Annotated in this window: 14 protein-coding genes; 7 read left to right on the forward strand and 7 right to left on the reverse strand. The window is 63.7% G+C overall.

The annotated features are described in order from the left end of the window. Positions 1-123: 123 nt before the first annotated feature. Positions 124-588, reverse strand: a complete 465-nt coding sequence (locus OPU69_RS01080; protein WP_498508976.1) for a MarR family winged helix-turn-helix transcriptional regulator — start codon at positions 586-588, stop codon at positions 124-126. A gap of 135 nt (positions 589-723) precedes the next feature. On the opposite strand from OPU69_RS01080, the gene OPU69_RS01085 reads away from it, so the two are divergent. From OPU69_RS01085 to OPU69_RS01095, 3 genes are read left to right on the forward strand one after another with little or no spacing between them, the layout of a single operon-like run. Then, positions 724-1,503, forward strand: a complete 780-nt coding sequence (locus OPU69_RS01085; RefSeq protein ID WP_498508977.1) for a cyclase family protein — start codon at positions 724-726, stop codon at positions 1,501-1,503. Between the two features lie 3 nt (positions 1,504-1,506). Beyond that, on the forward strand, positions 1,507-3,639 hold the full coding sequence (locus OPU69_RS01090) for a thiamine pyrophosphate-dependent enzyme (RefSeq protein WP_498508978.1): 2,133 nt from the start codon (positions 1,507-1,509) through the stop codon (positions 3,637-3,639). Continuing rightward, complete coding sequence (locus OPU69_RS01095; protein WP_498508979.1) at positions 3,639-5,147, forward strand: indolepyruvate oxidoreductase subunit beta family protein; 1,509 nt, start codon at positions 3,639-3,641, stop codon at positions 5,145-5,147. The genes OPU69_RS01090 and OPU69_RS01095 overlap by 1 nt, the downstream gene beginning before the upstream one ends. 20 nt (positions 5,148-5,167) lie before the next feature. Here OPU69_RS01095 and OPU69_RS01100 read toward each other — a convergent pair whose 3' ends face one another. The 4 genes from OPU69_RS01100 to OPU69_RS01115 all read right to left on the reverse strand — a co-directional run bounded on the left by OPU69_RS01100 (position 5,168) and on the right by OPU69_RS01115 (position 10,705). Beyond that, a complete protein-coding gene (locus OPU69_RS01100) occupies positions 5,168-6,313 on the reverse strand; it encodes a sensor histidine kinase (protein WP_498508980.1) in 1,146 nt (381 codons plus the stop codon). 160 nt (positions 6,314-6,473) lie between these two features. After that, on the reverse strand, positions 6,474-8,936 hold the full coding sequence (gene ligD / locus OPU69_RS01105; protein ID WP_498508981.1) for a DNA ligase D: 2,463 nt from the start codon (positions 8,934-8,936) through the stop codon (positions 6,474-6,476). Positions 8,937-8,938: 2 nt separating this feature from the next. After that, positions 8,939-9,817, reverse strand: coding sequence for a non-homologous end joining protein Ku (ku, locus tag OPU69_RS01110; RefSeq protein WP_498508982.1), 879 nt, complete (start codon positions 9,815-9,817; stop codon positions 8,939-8,941). 162 nt (positions 9,818-9,979) lie between these two features. Then, complete coding sequence (locus tag OPU69_RS01115) at positions 9,980-10,705, reverse strand: hypothetical protein (RefSeq protein WP_498508983.1); 726 nt, start codon at positions 10,703-10,705, stop codon at positions 9,980-9,982. 288 nt (positions 10,706-10,993) lie between these two features. Between OPU69_RS01115 and OPU69_RS01120 the strand changes: the two genes are divergently transcribed. Beyond that, positions 10,994-12,352: a hypothetical protein gene (locus OPU69_RS01120; protein WP_498508984.1), complete on the forward strand. Its 1,359-nt coding sequence runs from the start codon at positions 10,994-10,996 to the stop codon at positions 12,350-12,352. A gap of 20 nt (positions 12,353-12,372) precedes the next feature. Continuing rightward, complete coding sequence (locus tag OPU69_RS01125; RefSeq protein WP_498508985.1) at positions 12,373-13,719, forward strand: tetratricopeptide repeat protein; 1,347 nt, start codon at positions 12,373-12,375, stop codon at positions 13,717-13,719. Here the strand turns inward: OPU69_RS01125 and OPU69_RS01130 are convergent. Continuing rightward, positions 13,613-14,467, reverse strand: coding sequence for a hypothetical protein (locus OPU69_RS01130; RefSeq protein WP_498508986.1), 855 nt, complete (start codon positions 14,465-14,467; stop codon positions 13,613-13,615). The genes OPU69_RS01125 and OPU69_RS01130 overlap by 107 nt on opposite strands. Positions 14,468-15,042: 575 nt before the next feature. Here OPU69_RS01130 and OPU69_RS01135 point away from each other — a divergent pair. Further along, the gene (locus tag OPU69_RS01135) at positions 15,043-16,839 is read left to right on the forward strand and encodes a tyrosine-type recombinase/integrase (protein WP_498508987.1); all 1,797 of its coding nucleotides are present in this window, start codon (positions 15,043-15,045) and stop codon (positions 16,837-16,839) included. A gap of 259 nt (positions 16,840-17,098) precedes the next feature. Then, a complete protein-coding gene (locus tag OPU69_RS01140) occupies positions 17,099-18,496 on the forward strand; it encodes a hypothetical protein (RefSeq protein ID WP_498508988.1) in 1,398 nt (465 codons plus the stop codon). A gap of 255 nt (positions 18,497-18,751) precedes the next feature. Here the strand turns inward: OPU69_RS01140 and OPU69_RS01145 are convergent, their stop codons facing one another. After that, complete coding sequence (locus OPU69_RS01145) at positions 18,752-19,573, reverse strand: TadE/TadG family type IV pilus assembly protein (RefSeq protein WP_498508990.1); 822 nt, start codon at positions 19,571-19,573, stop codon at positions 18,752-18,754. Between the last annotated feature and the right edge of the window lie 111 nt (positions 19,574-19,684).

Raw genomic sequence — 19,684 nt, forward strand, 5'->3', positions numbered from 1 at the left:
CCAGTGCGGAGGGATGCTTGGCACAGCTTCGAGAGGCTTCCAAGCATTAATGGATCCAATAATCGGTGTGCATGCGTATGGGGGTGCCGCCTTTCGACCGCAGGGCGAAGCCGACCTGAGCCGTCAGCCGTCGCCGAGATTGTCGTAGAGCCGGTTCAGCAGCCCGATCAGCTGGCCGAAATCTTCGGCGGAAAGATCGCGGATCACCTTGTGATAGATCGGCGAGGTCGCCTTGCGGGCGAGCGCCAGCTTTTCCTCGCCCTCGGCTGTCAGCGACACTTCGGTCACCCGCGCATCGCGCGCGCTGGGTCCGGAATGGACAAGCCCCGCAGCCGCCATGCGCTGGACGATCCGGGTCATGGTGGAAAGCGGAATGACCGCCGCCTCGGCGATGCTGCGCACGCCGCGCGGCGTTTCCTCGCCCAGGATCATCAACACCCGCCAGCTCGGGATGTCGAGTTCGATCTCGCGCAATATGGCCTCGATGGCGGCGTTGTAGCGGCTGGCGAGGCGATTGATCAGATAGAAGGGATAGGACGTCACCTGAAAGGCCGGGGTCCCCGGATCGCCCAAAAGTCGTTTGTCCACCAGCCCGTTCCTCTGCTTTTTGCCTGCCTTAACGTTGCTGGAAAAGGGGCACAACGTGCATTTGCAACATTTTAGTTGCATGTGCACGCAAGTCTGGCACATTCTTTCGGACATTGCCTGTTCGGGGAGAGAATCATGCCGGGAACCACGCTTGCTCAATTTGCCGCCGCCATTGCCAGCGGAGCGATCGAGACGATCGATCTGACGCAGCCACTGTCGGAGGAAACCCCGGTGCTGGTGCTGCCGCCGCCCTTCGGCCAGACCGCCGCATTCAGCCGTGAGGAGATTTCCTGCTATGACGAGCGTGGCGTCGCCTGGCACTGGAACAACTTTACCACCGGCGAGCATACCGGCACGCATTTCGACGCGCCGGTGCATTGGGTGACCGGCAAGGACCTGGCCGACAACACCGTCGACACCATCCCGCCCCAGCGCTTTGTCGGCCCGGCGGTGGTGATCGATGCCTCCGCGCAGGCGGCTGCCGACAGCGATTTCGTGCTCACCGCCGATTTCATCCGCGCCTGGGAAGCGGTGCATGGCGAGATTCCCGCCGGGTGCTGGGTGCTGTTCCGCACCGACTGGTCGAAGCGCACCGGCGAGGCCTATACCAACCGGGGCGAGGATGGCGCGCACACGCCCGGTCCCGATCCCGATGCGATGCGCTATCTGATCGAAGAGCGCCGCATCCTGGGCTTTGGTGTCGAGACCATCGGCACCGATGCCGGGCAGGCGCATCTGATGGATCCGGCCTATCCCGCGCACACGCTGCTGCACGGTGCGGGGCTCTATGGGCTGCAATGCCTCGAAAATCTCGACAAGCTGCCGCCGACCGGAGCCTTTATCGTCGCCGCCCCGCTCAAGATCGCGCGAGGATCGGGCAGCCCGTTGCGCGTGCTGGCCTTTGTCGAGCGCTGAGCCATGGCGGAGCGGTCGTTCAAGAAGGAGGTCGAGAAGCTTCGCCTGGGCGCGGGCGAGAATTTCGAAGGCGAGGGGATACTCGCCGTCACCAAGGCGCTGCTCCAGGCCGGGGTTGCCTATGTCGGCGGCTATCAGGGATCGCCGATCAGCCATCTGATGGACGTGTTCGCTGATGCCGATCCGCTGCTCAGGGAGCTGGGCGTCCATTTCGAATCGAGCGCCAACGAGGCGGCGGCGGGTGCGATGCTGGCTGCCTCTGTCAACTATCCGCTGCGCGGTGCGGTCGCGTGGAAGTCGGTGGTCGGCACCAATGTCGCTTCGGATGCGCTGTCCAACCTTGCCTCGGGCGGGGTCACCGGCGGCGCGCTGATCATCATCGGCGAGGATTATGGCGAGGGTTCCTCGATCATGCAGGAGCGCACCCATGCCTTCGCGATGAAATCGCAGATGTGGCTGCTCGATCCGCGGCCCAATCTTTCGACCATCGTCGATATGGTGGAAAAGGGGTTCGAGCTCTCCGAAGCGTCCAACACCCCGGTAATGCTGGAGATGCGCGTGCGCAGCTGCCATATGACGGGCAGCTTCGTTGCCAAGGACAACCGGCGCCCGGCGATGACCGTGGGCGATGCGGCCGAGAGCCCGACGCGCGATCTCGACCGGATCGTGCTGCCCCCCGCGATCTTCCTGCACGAGATCGAGAAGGTGGAAAGGCGCTGGCCCGCCGCGCAGGCCTTCATCCGCGATAACCGTCTGAACGAGTGGTTCGGCCCCGAGCGCGACGAGATCGGCATCATCGTGCAGGGCGGTTTGTTCAACACGCTCAATCGCGCGCTCGAACTGGCCGGCCTGTCCGATACTTGGGGCGGCACGAAGCTGCCGGTCTATTGCCTGAACGCCGTCTATCCGCTGATCGCCGATGAAGTGGTTCAGTTCTGTGCGGGGAAAAAGGCGGTGCTCGTTCTCGAGGAAGGCCAGCCCGAATTCATCGAGCACGAGCTGAATACCATATTGCGCCGCGCCGATCTCAACACCCGCATCGTCGGCAAGGACGTGATGCCGCGCGCGGGCGAATATTCGGGTCAGGTGATCGGCGAGGGGCTGGCGCGCTTTCTGGAGACATGGGCGCCCGATCGCGCGCCGACGCGTGCCCAGTCCATGCCCGCCGAGCCTGAGCTTGCCGCCAATGTTCCGGCGCGGCCCGCCGGCTTCTGCACCGGTTGCCCCGAACGCCCGATCTTCTCGGCAATGAAGCTGGTGCAGCGCGAGCTCGGCCAGCTGCATGTCTCGGCTGATATCGGCTGTCACTTGTTCTCGATCCTGCCGCCCTTCCATATCGGCAACACCACCATGGGCTATGGCCTGGGCACTGCAGGGGCTTCCGCGTTCAAGCCCAATGGCAGCGGCAAGCGCGCCGTCGCCATGATGGGCGATGGCGGTTTCTGGCACAATGGCCTGACCTCGGGCATCGGCAATGCGGTGTTCAACCAGGACGACACCGTCACCATCGTCGTCGACAACGGATATTCGGCGGCGACCGGCGGGCAGGACATCCTCTCCTCGCGCGCCGACAACGATATCCGCACGACCAAGCATCCGATCGAGAAGGCGGTGCGCGGCATGGGGGTCCGCTGGGCGCGGACGCTGACCCGCACCTATGACGTCGCCCGGATGCGCGACACGCTGCGCGAGGCGCTGACAACACCGGAAAAGGGGCCCAAGGTCATCGTCGCCCAGTCCGAGTGCATGCTCAACAAGCAGCGCCGCATCAAGCCGCAGCTCGCCAGGGCGGCGAGCGAGGGCAAGCGCGTCGTGCGCGAACGCTTCGGAGTCGATGCCGATACCTGTACCGGCGATCATGCCTGTATCCGGCTGTCGGGCTGTCCTTCGCTCAGCATCCGTCCCAATCCTGATCCGCTGCGCCAGCACCCGGTCACGCATATCGACAACAGCTGTGTCGGCTGCGGCAATTGCGGCGAGGTGGCGCATGCGGCCGTGCTCTGCCCCTCGTTCTGGAAGGCGACGGTGGTGACCAATCCGGGCTGGTGGGAGCGGACGGCGGCGAAGCTGCGCGGCTGGATCATCGCGAAGATGCAGCGCCGTCACGAGCGGGCGCTGGCAGCAAGGGCGTTCTGATGGATATCTTCAACCAGGGGCGCGACCGGATCACCATCGCCATTCTCGCGCTGGGCGGCGAGGGCGGCGGCGTGCTCGCCGAATGGGTGCAGGTGGTCGCGCGCGCGAACGGCTATGTCGCGCAGGGCACCTCGGTCCCCGGCGTGGCGCAGCGCACCGGCTCCACCGTCTATTATATCGAGCTGGTCCGCGTCGGATCGCAGGGCGACAACCGCCCCGATCCGGTGCTGGCGATGATGCCGGTGCCAGGCGATGTGGACATCGTCATCGCGTCCGAACTTATGGAGGCGGGGCGCGCGATCCTGCGCGGCTTCGTGAGCCAGGATCGCACGACGCTGATCGGATCGACCCACCGCGTCTATGCGATTTCGGAAAAGTCGGCGCTTGGCGACGGCACCGGCGCCAATGCCCGCATTCTCGATGCGGCAGAGCGGCGCGCGGCGCGGTTCATCGGCTTCGACATGGCGGCGGCGGCGCAAGGCGCGGGCAGCGTCATCAGCTCGGTCATGTTCGGCGCGCTCGCGGGGAGCGGCGCGCTGCCTTTCTCGCGCGAGGCGTTCGAGCAGGCGGTGCGCCATGGCGGCAAGGCGGTTGCCGCCAATCTCAAGGGCTTTGCCTCGGGCTTCGAGGCGGCGAAAAAGGGTGTCGCCGCCGTGTCCGAGGCCCAGCAGGACCGCAAGCCCACCACTGCGGCGGGCCGCGCGCTGCACGAACGTCTGTGCCGCACGCTGCCTGAAAATGCGCATGCGCTCGCTACCGAGGGTGCCGCGCGGCTGATGGACTATCAGGACGCGGCCTATGCCGAACTCTATCTCGACCGGATCGAGCGCTTTGCTGCGCTCGACCCGGCGCTCGCAGCACCGGTGGCACGCCACCTCGCGCTGTGGATGGCCTTCGAGGACCCGATCCGCGTCGCCGATCTCAAGATCCGCGCCACGCGCAGCAGCCGCATCGCACAGGAGGTGCGCGTGAGCGAAGGGCAGGTGCTGCGCGTCACCGAATACATGCATCCGCGCTTGCAGGAGGTGTGCGAAACGCTGCCGCGCGGTCTGGGCGAGCGCATCCTGAACAGCCCCGGCCTACGTCGCCGGCTGGAGCCGTTCTTCGCACGCGGACGCCATGTCGAGACGACCGGTCTCAAATGGTTCCTGATGCTGCGCGGGCTGGCCGCGATGCGTCCGATGCGCCGCAAGAGCTTGCGCTATGCGGTGGAGCAGGCGCGGATCGAACGCTGGCTTGCGCTGGCCGACCGCGCCGCCGCGAGCGATGTTGCCGCCGCCGCCGAAATCCTGGCCTGTCAGGCGCTGGTCAAGGGCTATTCGGATACGTTCGAGCGCGGCATCGCCAATCTCGAGGCGGTGCTCGAGACCGCGGAGCGCCATCTGCTCGAGCGGCCAGACGCTGCAGTGCAGATTGCCGCGCTGCGCGAGGCGGCGCTCAAGGATGAAGAGGGCAAGGCGCTGGGCTGCGCGATTGCAGAGGTCGCGCCCGCGCGCCGCGCATCCTGAGGCGTGCGGCGTGTTCCCGGCTATTCAATGCCGAAACTGGTGTCGATGATCCGCGCCGCAAGCGGGTCGCCGCTGCCATCGGTTTCTTCGGCGACCACCGCTTCGACCGGCGCGGACAGGCAATAGACCATCTCGCTTCCCGCGAGCTTGCGTTCCGCCGCGCCGCCGATCATGCGCGGTACGATCTGCAGCAGCAGCTTGGTGCCGAAGCCATCGGGATTGGGCGGCGCGTCGCTGACCGCCGCAGGCAAGCCGCGTTCGTGCCAGACAAAGGTGAAGCGACCCCCATCCACGCTCCAGCGCACCGCGACTTCGGCCTGATCCGAGGCACCCAGCCCGTATTTCTGCGTGTTCGTCGCCAGCTCATAGAGCGCGAGGCTCAGCTGCTGCGCCGCCACCGGATCGATCGACAGTGCCGGACCCGATATCGCGATGCGCGGGCCATAAGTGCTCCTCAGAACCTCCAGCCCGGTCTCGACCAACTGCTCGAGCTCGGCCGATGACTTGTCGCTGCGCGCGATCGCGCGGGTGGTATCGGCAAGCGCACGGACACGCCCCAGAAACGCGTCAAGAAAATCGCTGGTCCGCTCGGTGCCGCGCGCCGATTGCGTCGCCAGCGAATGCACCACCGCGAGCAGGTTGCCGCTGCGGTGCACCGCTTCGCGCGCCTGCACCGCCAGCGCGGCGGTCGCCTTTTCGAGCTCGCGCGTCCGCTCCTGCACCTGCCGGTCGAGCGAGGCGAGCGTCGCCTTGTGCGCCGCGATCTCGTCGCTCAGCGTCTGGTTGACCGCCGCAAGCGATGCGGGCGAGGGCAGGCGGATGATGTCCGGGATCAGCCGGAACAGCACCACCGCCGTGGTCATCGAGACGATGCCGGTGGCGAGCTTCACCCAGCCGGTCCAGGGATAGATCGGAATCCACAAGGTGACGATGCCGAGCGCATGGGTGAGGCCGCACAGCAGGATGAACGAGGCGAACAGCGTCACTAGCCCGCCATGCGGCACCTCGGTGCGCTGGCGCAGCACGCGGAGCAGCGCGATGGGGATGGCGGTATAGGACAGGAAGATCAGCAGGTCCGATCCCGCCCAGAGCAGCACCAGCCACGGCTCCCACAACAGGCACATGCCGTGCGGCATATAACCACCATAATCCATGGTGTGATCCATTCGGCCCGCTCCTCGGTAGGTCCATCCAGGCGATAGGCAGCCGCTCACTGCCCGCACCATCCTGTGATGCATAGGAGAACATTTTGCGAGGGGACAGCAATTCCGGCGATCGATGCAGCGAGTTCGATGGCCCCGAGACCCGGATGCCGGAGCGACCTGACTAATCGCCGATCGTCAGCGTCTGGCTGGCCTTGCCCCAATCGTCACCAACGCTGCTGGCATGTTCCAGGATCGCTCCTGGATCGAGCAGCGTGAAGCGGTTGGCCCCAGCGAGCGACGGGAGATCATCCCACGCGACTGGCACTGCGACCGGCGCACCATCGCGCGCACGCACGCTATAGGGCAGGACCGCGGTCGATCCGCGCCGGTTGCGCATCCAGTCGATGAAGATGCGGCCCTTGCGACGCGCCTTGGACATCAATGCGGTGTAGCGCCGGGGCTCGGCCTGTTCGAGCGCCTGAGCAAAGCTCTTGGCGAACCCCTCGGTCACCGCCCAGTCCGCGCCCGGGTCGAGCGGCGCGATCACGTGAATGCCCTTGCCGCCGGTCACCATGGGGAAGGTGACGAGGCCCATATCGGCGAGATGATCGCGCATCTGACGAGCCGCCATGACGATAGCTGGAAAGTCCATGCCTTCATCGGGATCGAGATCGAACACCAGCCGATCGGGATGCTCGATATCGTCCGCGCGCGATCCCCAGCCGTGAAACTCGATCGCGCCCATCTGCACGCAGCGCAGGATCGCAGCCTTGTCACCCAGCACAAAGACGGGATCGGTCGAGCCATCGGCCTCCTCGATCATCAGCGAGCCGATTTCCTTGCCCCAGCCTTTCTGGACATGCTTCTGAAAGAAACATTGTTCGCTGATCCCTTGCGGGCAGCGGAGCAACGCCACCGGGCGATTGGCGATGAAGGGCAGCATTAGCGGGGCGGCCGCCTCGTACCATCTCGCGAGATCGCCCTTGGTCGGGCCGTCAGCCCCGAACAGCGGCCGGTCTGCATGGGTGATGCGTATCGACGGCTGGGGCGCGATCCAGCCTGCAGGTTGGTTCATCTCGATCTCCCCGGTCACCTCGGCTGCCGGCTTGTCGCCGCGCAGGCCGATGAAGCTTGCATGGCGCAGCACGCCCTCATGCGTATATTCGGCATAGCGCACCTCAGCGACCAGCACGGGTTCGACCCAGTGCGCCTTGCCGGCCACAGCCTTGGCATCGGCGATGGCGGGCTCGGTCCGCGCGAGGTCGGCCAGCCGCGCCTGCAATTCTTCCGACGTGTCGGTATCGAAGCCGGTGCCGACGCGACCCTTGTAGACCAGCTGGCCGCCTTCATGCTGGCCCAGCAGCAGCGAGGCAAAGGGCCGTCCGCGCTTGGTGCTGGCGATCCAGCCGATGATCACGAACTCTTCGCGGCGCTCGACCTTGATCTTCAGCCATGCATCGCTCCGCTCACCGACATAGCGACTGGAAGCGCGCTTGGCGATCACGCCCTCATAGCCCTTGTCGACCATGGCCTGGAACAGCGCGCGCCCGTCGCGCTCGATATGGTCGGAATAGAAGATCGGCGGGTCTACGCGCTCGAGCAGCGCTGCAAGCCGCTGCTTGCGCTCGGCCAGCGGCCGCTGCGTCAGGTCCTCGCCATCGAGCGCGAGCAGGTCGAACGCGAAATAGCTAAGCGGCCCGCCCGATTTCAGCGCGCGCTGCAAGGCCGAGAAGCTGGGGCGGCCGTCTTCGTCGAGCGCCACGATCTCGCCGTCGAACAGCGCCGAGGCGGCTGGCACGGCCTGCATCGCATCGAGCACCGACCGAAACCTGTCGCTCCAGTCAAGCCCGGTGCGCGTCCAGCCGACTGCGCCATCCTTGCCCAAGCCGACCAGGCAGCGATAGCCGTCATATTTCACCTCGAACAGCCAGTCCTCGCCGCCGGGCAGCTGGTGCACCAGCGTCGCCAGCATCGGGGGATGAATGGCGGGCATGGGGTTTTTGGCGCGCAAACCTGCCGCACTCGCGCGCCTGCGCCGGGGCGAGACCGGCTCAGCGCCAGAGGCGATCTGATCCATCGTCCGCCCGGTCTTGACGCTGGTCAGCGCACGTTCGACCAGCCCGTCGCCCTGGCCCGCCTCCGCATCCTCGACCTTGCGCAGCAGCCAGTTCTCGCGCTTTTCACCGGCGCGCGGCTTCATCCGGACGAGGATCCACTGCCCACGCATTCGCTGGCCGTGCGCGATGAAATGCAGATGGCCCTTGTCGATATCGCTCGCGCTCTTGCCGGGCACGGGTTCCCAATGCCCGGTATCCCACAGCATGACCGTGCCGCCGCCATAGGCGCGCGCCGGGATGACGCCTTCGAAATCGGCATAGGATAAGGGATGGTCCTCGGTCCGGACCGCGAGCCGCTTGTCCCTGGGGTCGATGCTCGGACCGCGCGTCACCGCCCAGCTCTTGAGCACGCCGTCCGCCTCGAGCCTCAGGTCCCAGTGCAGCCGCGTCGCATCGTGCTTCTGCACCACCAGCATCGGCGGCTGCTTGCCCTTGCGGCGGACCGGCGCGGTGTCGGGCTCGGGTGTGCGGGCAAAGTCCCGCTTCGCGGCATATTCGGCGAGCGGATCGGGCGTGCGATCCGCCATGATCAGCCTGCCTTGCGCCTGGGCGACGATTTGGCAGGCGCCTTTTTCGCGGAAGCGCGCTTCGCGGCGGGCTTAGCGCCTCCCGCGCTCGCTGCCTTGGCGTTGACCGATTTCTTGAGCGCGGCCATCAAGTCGATGACATTGCCGCCCGCAGGCGCTGCCGGTTCGTCATCGGGCGTAACGCGCTTGCCCTTGTTCTTCATCTTCGTGTCGATCAGGTCACGCAGGGCATCGACATAGCGGTCGTGAAACTCGCCTGCATCGAACGGCGCGGTCTTCTTGTCGATCAGAGTGGTGGCCAGTTCGAGCAGCTCGTCATCGGGCTTCTCGTCGCCGATCTCGCGGAAATAGGACGCGGCCTTGTTGACCTCGTCGGCATAGCGCAGCGTTTCCATGATGATGCCGCGGCCGCAGGGGCGAAGCGCGACGATATATTCGCGGCCGCGCATCGCCAGCTGACCCAGACCGACCTTCTTGGCCTGGTCGAGCGCCTCGCGCAGCACGATGAACGCTTCTTCGGCGAGATCGTCGGCGGGGACCACGAAATAGGGCTTTTCGTAATAGAGCACGGGGATGTCGTGCAGCGACACGAACTGCGTCAGCTCGAGCGTCTTGCGGCTTTCGAGCCGGACGGCCTCGATCTCCTTCTCGTTGAGCAGCACATAGCTGCCCTTCTCGTATTCGAAGCCCTTGAGGATATCCGCCGGTTTGACTGGGCCGATGCCGGGCACGGTCTTTTCGTACTTGATCGTCTGGCCGCTCGGTTCGTGGATCTGGCGGAAACGGATGCCGGCGCCGCTTTTCGTCGCGGGGTAGATTTCCACCGGTATCGAAACCAGCGCCAGACGAATCTGGCCCTTCCACGATGGGCGGGCAGGCATGGCGGTCCTCCTTGCAGGGACACGACGCGGCAATGGCGGGGTCCGATGGGCTGTATCTACATGGCCGCAACGGTTTGCCGCGCGCCATGGTTCCCCCTGGCTGCCATCTCCACCCGGTATGCTTATGCGGCCTCAGCTCCGAAGGGCGTCAGCCGCTTGCCGTCATGGCTGGGGAGCAGGGGCGCAGCGTGTCGTGTCGCCAGCCTGGCAGGCAGCGACATCGGCCTCCCATTTCCTGCGCGCTTCGGCGGCGGCCTTGACCTCGGCCTGGTATTTCGCCTCGGCAGCGGCAAAGGCGCGCTGGCGCTCCTCGTAGACGCGCTGCTTTTCCTCGAAAATCCGCTGCTCCTCGGCATTCTTGCGCAGCTGGGCTTCGGCCATTTGCGCCTGCTGGGCGTTGACGGCGCGCAGCTCCTCATCGGCTTTGGCGATGGCCAGCCGCCGCTCGGCTTCGGCCTGTGCGGCTGCCGCAGCCCGCTCGGCCTGCTCGCGCTGGCGCAGTTCGATCGCCACCCGGTCCGCCTCTGCCGATCGCGCCGTAGCGGCGGCGCTCGATGCCGGAGGCGCGGCAGGAGCAGCGGTGGCGCGAGACGATGGGCCGCCACCCGGTTGAAGATCGGCCAGGTTTGTCGTCAGCGGATAGGCGCCCGTCGGCAGCCAGGTCACGTCGACCAGCTTCCAGTTGCCGCCATTCGAAGCGCGGGTGGTGGCGATGAAGGCCTCCAGCTCCTGGCGATCGGCGCGGGTATAGCAGGTCTGCCCCAGCACCGTTTCGCCGGTCTGCGCCTTGACCGCCTTGGCAAAGTCGGCCGTCAGCGTCGCGTCGGTGATCAGATAGCCTTCTGGCGGGGTGCTGAGCGCCTGGTAAAAGCCGGACGACAGGAACATGCTGTTCCCTCCCGATCCCACGGCGATGCCCTGGCAAAAGACCGGATAATATCCCGATTGGGCCTGAGCCGACGACAAGGCAGCCGATGCGAAGGCCAAAGCGGTGGCGGACAGGATAGGGGCTATTTTCAACGTCCAGGCTCCGACCGATGGCCTCATGCGCCAGGCGGCTGAGGCAAGATAATTCAATCGCTTGGCCCGGTGCACCCGTTGCCATGGCGGTGCGATTTCATTATCCATGGCCAAAAGGGTCGTCAACATAACCGCAAGATCGCAAAGGGGTGTGCGATGGACGATCGACACGGCACGCAGTGCCCGTGCTGCCATGAAGACCGGAGTTCCGTTGATCGTCGTGCCGTCGTGGTCGGCTTGGTCGCGCTCCCGGCCATGGGGGCGAACCTGGCCTCAGCGCAGGATCTGCTCGACCCGACCCGTCTGCGCAGCAGCCGTGTCGGCACCGAGGCGCTGGCCACCCGCTCGAACCGTCCGCCCGACTGGAAGGGCCCCGAATATGCCCGCGACATGGCGAACAGCGTCACCAGCGCCATCCTGTCGCTGGTGCGGGCCTATGGAGCGACGGCCGATCAGATCGGTAAGCTTCAGGCCGAAGAGAAGCAGCTGACGGACAAGCTCAACGAAGCCATCCGCAACAAGGAGGCGATCCTCGACGAATATCGCCAGGGCCTGTTCTGCTCGGGCTGCGGGCGCACCAAGTCCGACATCATCTCGAAGGGCGAGCAGTTCCCGCATTCGGGCCAGTCGATCATCAAGCCTACGCCCGAGCAGATCGCCGCGAAGGAGCGCGAACTGCAACAGGGCATCGACCGGCTGGCGCAGCAGCTGCGCGATGCGAAGGCGAAGCTCGCCAAGCTGTCGCCCGATATCGATGCGATCCGCAGCCAGCTGTTCGAGGGCATGGGGCTGTGGCGCACGGCCACCAGCATGGAGCGCGGCATCATCCGCCAGGAATTCGCCTTCGATGCGCAGGATTACGTCCAGCAGCGCACCGTGATCAGCCGCCAGATCGATGCGGTCATCAAGGATGCCGGTACCGCCCAGACCATTCCCGCGCTGCAGGCCTGTATCGCCGATGCCCGCACCTGGAGCGATGCGCTGGCCAAATGCGAGGACCGCCATGCCGACGATCGCGCGCGCATGGCGACGGGCCTGACCAACAACGACAATACCGCGCAGCGACAGACCGCGAGCGTGCAGTCCACCGCCAACGAGGTCGCATCGAGGATCACCGCATTCGGCCTCGCGGGCTATCTCAATATCCTGACCACGTTGATGGGACGCGGCAGCGACGGCCCGACTATTGCCGGGGCAGGCTATACCTTCCGCATGGGCAAATACGATGCCGCCGGGTTCGGTGAGATCTTGCCGCGCGTCGCGGAGTTCATCGCGCGCGCCAGCAGTCTCTTCATCGGCGCTGCTCCCGGCTACAACACGTCGGCCAGCCAGGAACTGGCGAAGCTCGACCGCGCCCTGGCACAAGTCGAGCCCCGACTGGCTGCCGCGCTGGAGCTGAAGCGCCAGCAGGAGGAGGCGGCGGCGCTCGAGCGCCAGCAGGAAGAGGCACGCCGCCAGGCCGAGGCTGAGGCGCGCGAGCGCGAACTCGCCAACACGCCCGGATCGGGCAGTTGACCCGGATGAAGGGACTTTGCATGACGCCCAGGCGCCTCGCCGCCCGCACGGCTTCGGTGCTGCTGCCCGCCATCGCAGCATCAAGTTTGCCTGCGCCTGCGCTTGCGCTGCAGGGGGCGAACGACGTCCAGATCGAAGCATCGAAACAGCTTCTTTCCGAGGACCGCTATATCGAGGCGCTCGCGGTCGCCAAGGACGCGCTGCGCGTCGACCCGGCCGATTATCGCGCCAGCTATTATGTCGCCATGGCTTATATGGGGCTGCAGCAATATGACGCGGCGGAGACGCAGGCCAATCAGGCATTGGCGCAGGCGCCCGCCAGCGCGCGTGCGGCGGTCGAGAAGCTGGTCTTCACCATCCGCTCGCTGAAAACGGGCAACCAGAATGTCGGCGCAGCCGATGCGGCATTGGCCGAAGGGCTGATCGGCAAGGCTGCGAGGCTGTACGAGGAGGGCTGGGCGGCCGGGCGCAACGCGCCGGATTATGCGCTCAAGGCTGCCGAGCTTTATGCCGGGCGCCTCAACCAGCCGGTCGATGCAGCGCGCGTGCTGCGGCAGGTGCGCGAATCTCTGCCCGGCAGTCCCGCAGCCGACAGCGCGGAAGCAGAGCTTGGCAAGCTGCAGCCCGTGCTTCGACAGATCGCGACAGCCAGGGTGAAGGAAGCGGCTGGCCTGCCCCTGGCGGAAGCGCGCCCGGCGCTCAGCGCCGCTGCCGCTGCCGATCCGGCCTATCCCGAAATCTACAGGACGCAGGCGCAGCTAGCGGCGGCCTCGGGATCGGCAGAGGAACTGGAAGCCTCGCTCAAGGAGCTTGCGCGCCGCAATCTCGTCGATCTCGATTTCCTCGCCGCGCTGTCGGGCATGGCCGCGTTGCTGGAGGACCCACAATTCCTGCTGCGCCTGTCCGACATCATCGGTGCGAACCAGGCCGACATGCTCAAGACCGCGGCATCGCCGGTCGGCAGGGTCGCTTATCTCTCGCGGCTGGCGCGCGAGGGCAAGCTTGGTTTCTTTATGGGCGCTCGGCAGGTCAAGGGGACCAGCAACTATCGCTTCTGGTCGCGGCGCAAGGTATCGGCCGTGCAATACGCGGCATCGGGCTGCGAGCTGGTGGTGTCACTGTCGGACCAGCTCGGCGCCAGCGACGATGCCTATGGCTATATGCCCGCCAGCCGGATCGTCGATCTCCGCCCGCCGACCGCGCTGGCCGTCCGCAACAGCAGTGCGCTGGAACTCGGCCCCACAAATGACGGGTGGCAGATCACCGCGCTGACCGTGGACGATGCGGCGCAGCTTTCGCTGCCGGTCTGGTCGGCGCTGCGACAGCTGCATGCGGCCTGTCCGCGCCCGGTGCGGAAAACCCGCTAGCCGTCCGCATTCCCGTCTCTGCAGGCGTAGCACCGCCGTCGCTCAAGGCTGCGTGCGACGGCGGCGGCGGGTAATGCCACACCAGCGCGGACAGGCCCAGCCAGGCCGAGAACATCAGCGCATAGGGCCAGCGCCGGGGCAGCAGCCGCGCGACCAGCAACGTCACTGCTGCGGTGCCCACCAGCGCGATCAGCGCGGAGCCGGCTGCGATCGTTCCGGCACCTGTCAGCGCAGTCTGGATCGCCATGCTGGCCCATTGCGCCGGCAGCAACACCAGTAGCCAGTCCGGCAGAGCCCCCGGCATGGCCGCCGCTGTGCCGAGCATCGCAGCCTCGCCGGCAACCACGAACATCGCGATCCACCAGCCCTTGTCGGCTGCGCTGCGGGCGAACAGCTTGCCCCGCGCCGCAAAACTGACGCTCGCGGCGATAAAGGCAAGGCCCGTGGCAGCCGGATGGGCCAGCGATGGCATGCCCATCATGCGCGCTGCAAGGACAAGGCCGATTGCCGCGAGCAAGGCCATCAGCACGCCGATCCGGAAACGCGCGGCTGCGGCGGAGGTGATCATCCCCGCCCCCATCAGCCCCAGCGCGAGCATCGGTCCTGCCACCAGCACCCATGGCGTCGGCGATGGCGATTCTAGCAGCGCCTGCATAGCCAGCAGCGGAGCCACAAGCGAAGCGAGCGCCGCGACCAGCCAGGGCATGAAGGAGATGGACGGTCTTGGGGCGTGCGCCATGGGGGTCATGCGGTCGACACTGATCCAACCGGGTCGGAATGTCGAGGCATGCGCAGGCGGCCGCGCGATACGGTATGATGCCGATCAGGCCAAGCACCGCCAGACCTCGAGCCTTTGGCCCATGCCGATAGGAGGCGGCATATCAAGCGCCGGACCAAAGGCGAGGGCGAGCATGCTCTTGGCGGCGAAAGCGATGTCCTGCGCAGCGAGACGGGGGCGGGGACAGCATCGACCCGTCCGGGGTCGCAACATCGGGTGCCTTGCCAATGGCAATCTCATACGTCTTCGAGAAGCTGGCTGGGGTGGCAGGATTCGAACCTGGAAATGCCCTATATATCTGAATTGTTTGGTGAGCCTGCCATGACCGTCGCGTGTGGTGACCATGCGCATGGTCAGGATGGGGACCACGGCCAATGCACGCCATTCAAAATCTCTCGCGCAAGTGTGGGACATATTATTTCCGCCGCCAGATACGCTTAGGACGGGATAAACCTTTCAGAATTAGGGTGTCGCTGCGAACCCACCAGCACAGTCGGGCCCGTTTCATGGGGCCAGCTTTGTCGCTGGCCTGCGAGAAACTGGCCATGAACCTGATGCGCAACATCGCTGCCACCAACCTCACCGCAGCGCAGCGCCAAGAAATCTTCCGGCGACAGATCCTTCTCGAGCGCGACCGGCTTGAACAGTTGCATGCCCAGATGCTGGTTGCGGCACCTGAAGATCATGATCTCATCGAGGACGCACTGAAACTCAGGCTCGACGCTGGAGAGATCGCCAATCTCTCCGCCGTCGCCAACGGATCGATCGACGATTTTCTGGTTACTGGTTCCAGCCTCGACGATGACCCTGACAAGCCCATGGTTGTTATGGCTTGGTCAGATATCGAGGAGGAAGTCCAAGGCACGCCTCTGGTGGAGGCGGCTGCCGCGCATCTCGCCGATCTTGCGGTGTCCGAGACACCGATCACGCTGGCGCTGGCGCGCAAGATTATTCACCAGGCCAAGGTTGAAGCCATCCGCGAATTCAGGGCGACGCTTGCCGATCCATCGCTGGCCTATGGACCAGTGCCTCTAATGTCTGCGGCGCCTATAGCGCCGCAGATGGCGCCGCCTGTCGTTGCGCCAGCGGTCGCGAACACGGTGATGGCTGTATCGGCAGGCCCGTCCGGAGATGACGAGTGGGCCCGGCTCAAACCGACAGAAGCGGCAGCGCGCTTTATTGACCATAATCCACGCACCGGCGGTGCTGATGGCCAGGCTCGCAAAAAGGGTTCAACCTGGACGGCAAAGACGCGCGAGCAGTTCAAATTGCCCGCCTTGCTGCTTGAGCAGGTCATGGAGGGGCGTCCTCTGGCTCAAATCAGACAGAAGGACCTCCTTGAACTGAACAAATGTTTCAACGGCCTGCATGGTCCCAGCTTCCGCAAGTCGGAGCGTCAGCGGGCTATGCCCATCCAGGAGATCGTACGCGAAACCAGCGCGTTGGTGGCCGAAAACAAGATCAGCGCCGACCAAATCGGCTTGGGGATATCAACCACGAATCGCCATTGGTTTTTCCTCCGCCAGCTCACCGAATGGTTTTCAGGTCACCACCCATTAGCGAAGCTCGAATATTCGGCGTTTATCGTTGAGGACGACCGCGACCCTCGGTTGCTGACCGAACATTATACCGAAGAGCAGGGCAGGGCGCTGTTCAACCTTCCGCCCTGGACGGGCTCTGCCTCATGGGCAAAGCCGTTCAAGCCCGGGGACGACATTTGGCATGGGGCAGCGTATTTCGTGCCGCTGATCGCCTGGTACACGGGATTTCGTCGCGAGGAAATCTGTGGGCTGGAGCTCGCGGACATAGAGCAGCATGACGGGGGATGGCATTTTTCTGTCCGGCCCAACACAACCCGGCGCCTCAAAAACGCATGGTCTGCACGGCTCCTGCCCGTCGCCGATGAGCTCATTCGATTGGGTTTCACCGGCTATGTCGAGGCACTTCGGGCCGAAGGCGAAACTCTGCTGTTCCCGGAATTGCGCGCTGAAAGCGGTATCGGCACCATGGGCGATGCCTTTTACAAGACCGTCTGGACGAAATGCGCCGCTCAGCTGCCCTTCCTCAAAAAGGGCATGGCGGTACATTCGTTCCGCCACACCCTTGCCACCGGCCTCAAGGCAGTCTCAGTGGCAGAAGATGTACGAGCGGATGTCCTTGGCCACCGGATCACCAACGAAACAGGGGGACGCTACTCGAAAGCCAGCGATCTCGCCATGCTTCGCTCGGCCGTCAACAAGATCCCGATCGTTACAGATCACCTTGTCGCTGCGCCCGTGACACTGCTGCCAGCCCTAGTGCGAAAGGGCCGTAAGGCTCGCAAACCGCGGCGGCACAGTTAGTTGGGTCAGGAATTGCGAACAGCCAAAACTGTGGTGATGGGAAGCGAATCGAGGTCTTTCGGGTTTTTGGCGGCTTGAGGTGGGCTACCGACAGCAGCCCGGTAGAGAGATCTCCTAAAGTGTCTCGGCGGTGACACCCCATGCGATGCCAGTGGCTGATCTGACACAAAATTGCGCATCGCCAAAATTTTCAGTCAGTCGTTTGTCGAAATCGGACCCACCATCCTAAAACCTTCTTCTTGACTAAGGAGATAGGTAAATGCGCAGTTTAAAAATATATCAGGCGATGCCTGGAGCAGCAACGGCGGAAGAAACTTCGACCGATAATGAAATGATGGCTTGCTCATCGTGCAAGGTACAAATTGCGTTGTCTCAGCGTATTCAACATCATTGGTTAGATGGAGCAAGGGAAGGCCAAGGATCAGCAATAAGTCGATCAGCTGCTAACAAAAACTGTGCTGTAGCCGGCCAGTCAATTGCTAAGAATCATGCGAAGGTGAGGCCGGCGCACAGACGATCCAAGGTCGCTCTTGAGACTGTTCGGGTGGAGCGGTTCTGTGGTGTGTGCTGGCGACGGTCGCGTATCCCCGCACGACCCGTCGTGGAAGCCCCGGCCCCTATTTCACCTCATCCGGATGGGCTTGACCATCAGGATGCTTCTCCGGGTTTTCTTGATCTAGGTGGAGCGCAACACCGCGGCCCCAGCAGTGCGCCTATGTTGGCGTCGAGCAATTTGCCACAGCTGTGCGAGCAGCAGGTTCAACTCCGCCAGAACCTCACATACGAATCTGATCGTAAGCCAGATTCTGCAGACAAGGCAGCTAAACTCAGTCAGTTTTTCACGGCTGACGAGGTGGCGGCATGGCTTTGGCGCGAGTTTCGGGAGCTCTACGATCCAAGGAAATTCGTAATGATCGAGCCGTCAGCCGGAAAGGGTGCGTTCTTGAAGCAAATGCCCGAAGGCAGCCTTGGTATTGATTTGGACCCTCAGTATCCCGGCGTTGTACGAGCGGATTTCCTCGATGTGGACCGCGCGTGGCTGGCAGATCAACTCGCGCTGGACCGACCTATCGCCATATTGGGCAACCCACCCTTCGGCAAAGGATCAGAGCTCGCGTGGCAGTTTTTCAACCGCGCTGCGACCATGGCCACCCTTATTGGCTTCATACTGCCTGTTTCCGTTCAAAAGGCAGCCGTCGAGAACCGTCTCGACCAGCGGTTCCATCTTGTCGCGCAATGGACCGTACCTGAAAATGCCTTCTTGTTTCTGGGGAGGCCGCATAAAGTGCGGACGGTCTTCCAGATCTGGGAACGGCGGTCAGACCTTCGCAAGCTGCGCCATGTCGAGCACAGCCATCCCGATTTTACCTTCGTCAAGTCCGTAGTACCGGCCGAAGCCATGGCTGGCAAAGTCACTGTTGCGATTCGGCGGATCGGCGCCAATGCCGGTAGAGTCTACGATGATCCAGCCGGGAAATCTGCAAGCTCTCATTATTTTGTCCAGGCTGATCGCGTGGTGGTGCAACGGCTCAAGACACTCGATTTGCGGCAGACTGCGGCCAGAGTCGTAAGCATTCCCAGCCTAGCGAAATCGGAGATTGTGGAGCTGTACAAAGCTTATCTCGCGCACAGGGATGTCGATGACTTGGCTGCTTGATGGTTGGAACACGGCTTAACCGATCCGTCGTACGTAAGCTGGGACGATCTCGCAGGTCGCAATTGTCACGCGACGCGGCTGCGTATGTCTGCTGTCGACCAGCTCAAGACATTCAGCGTCGGTGTCGCGAGCGCCGGCTTTCCCTAAAACCCGCCATTCGGTAGCAAAACCGGCCGGTCGGCTTTGCGCCCTAATGTCGGCCATTCGGGACGGCGCGGTATCCGCCTGAAAGCCGCCGTACGTCCGTCCCCCCAATCAGTCTTTCACCTTCACACCGTTGACGCACACGATCAATTTGAGGTCGCATTCGTTCTTTTCTTTCTCTTCTTTGGTTTCCTTGGGCTTCTTCACGCCTTTTGGACATTCCCAGTGATAATGATCCTTGTGAATGCGCTTGACGCACTTATCTTCATCGCCCGGCTTGGGGTCGGGGGTCTGCGGCAGCATCGAATCATATTTGTCGCATGTGGAGGTTCGCATTTCAGAGGTGTCAGCGATTGGCTTGGTGCCGATCTGGCGTTGGTCACGCACGATGTAAGCAGCCTCTTGCCGCAGCGTTCTCGCTTCCATGAACATTTCCCCGAACAAGGGCTCGTACTCGTAAAAGGTTTCGACGTACATGACAGCAGTGCCGGGTATGGCAGCTATCCGCTCTGCCGCTGGCCCCATTCCGGTGAAACCTTTTCCCTTTTTGCCTACATCTTCCTCGCCATAAGCAGACTCCTCGCCGAGTTCTCCCTTGCATCGTTGCCACATTATCGTTTGACCGCCATCCGCGTTCATTTCGAGGCTGGAAACGACCGTCCGTCCTTGGCCAAAGAGGTTATATCTCCCACCCTGAATATCTGCGGCCTGAAAAACATCGTTGATCTGTGATTCGAGAACCTGCTTGGCTCCAAGTTGGGAATTCATACTCCCGATGCGAGATGCATTGTCCGCGATGTTGAGTGTGATTTGACTAACCTTCATCTGTGAGATTGCGAGGTTGGCAACTTCGACACCGTAAAAGCCAAGACCGATAAAAATCGGCAGGCTGAAGGCAAATTCGATAAGCGCGAGCCCGGCCTTGTCGCGCAATATCCGCTTTCTCACAGGCAGGCGGACACCAGAATGGAAAGTTAACATCAGACACCTGAAAAAGGCTTCGTTTTCAGTGTGATAATTCCATTGGGTGGTTAAATTTCAGTT

It is taken from the genome of Blastomonas sp. 34TW, from assembly GCF_059803595.1.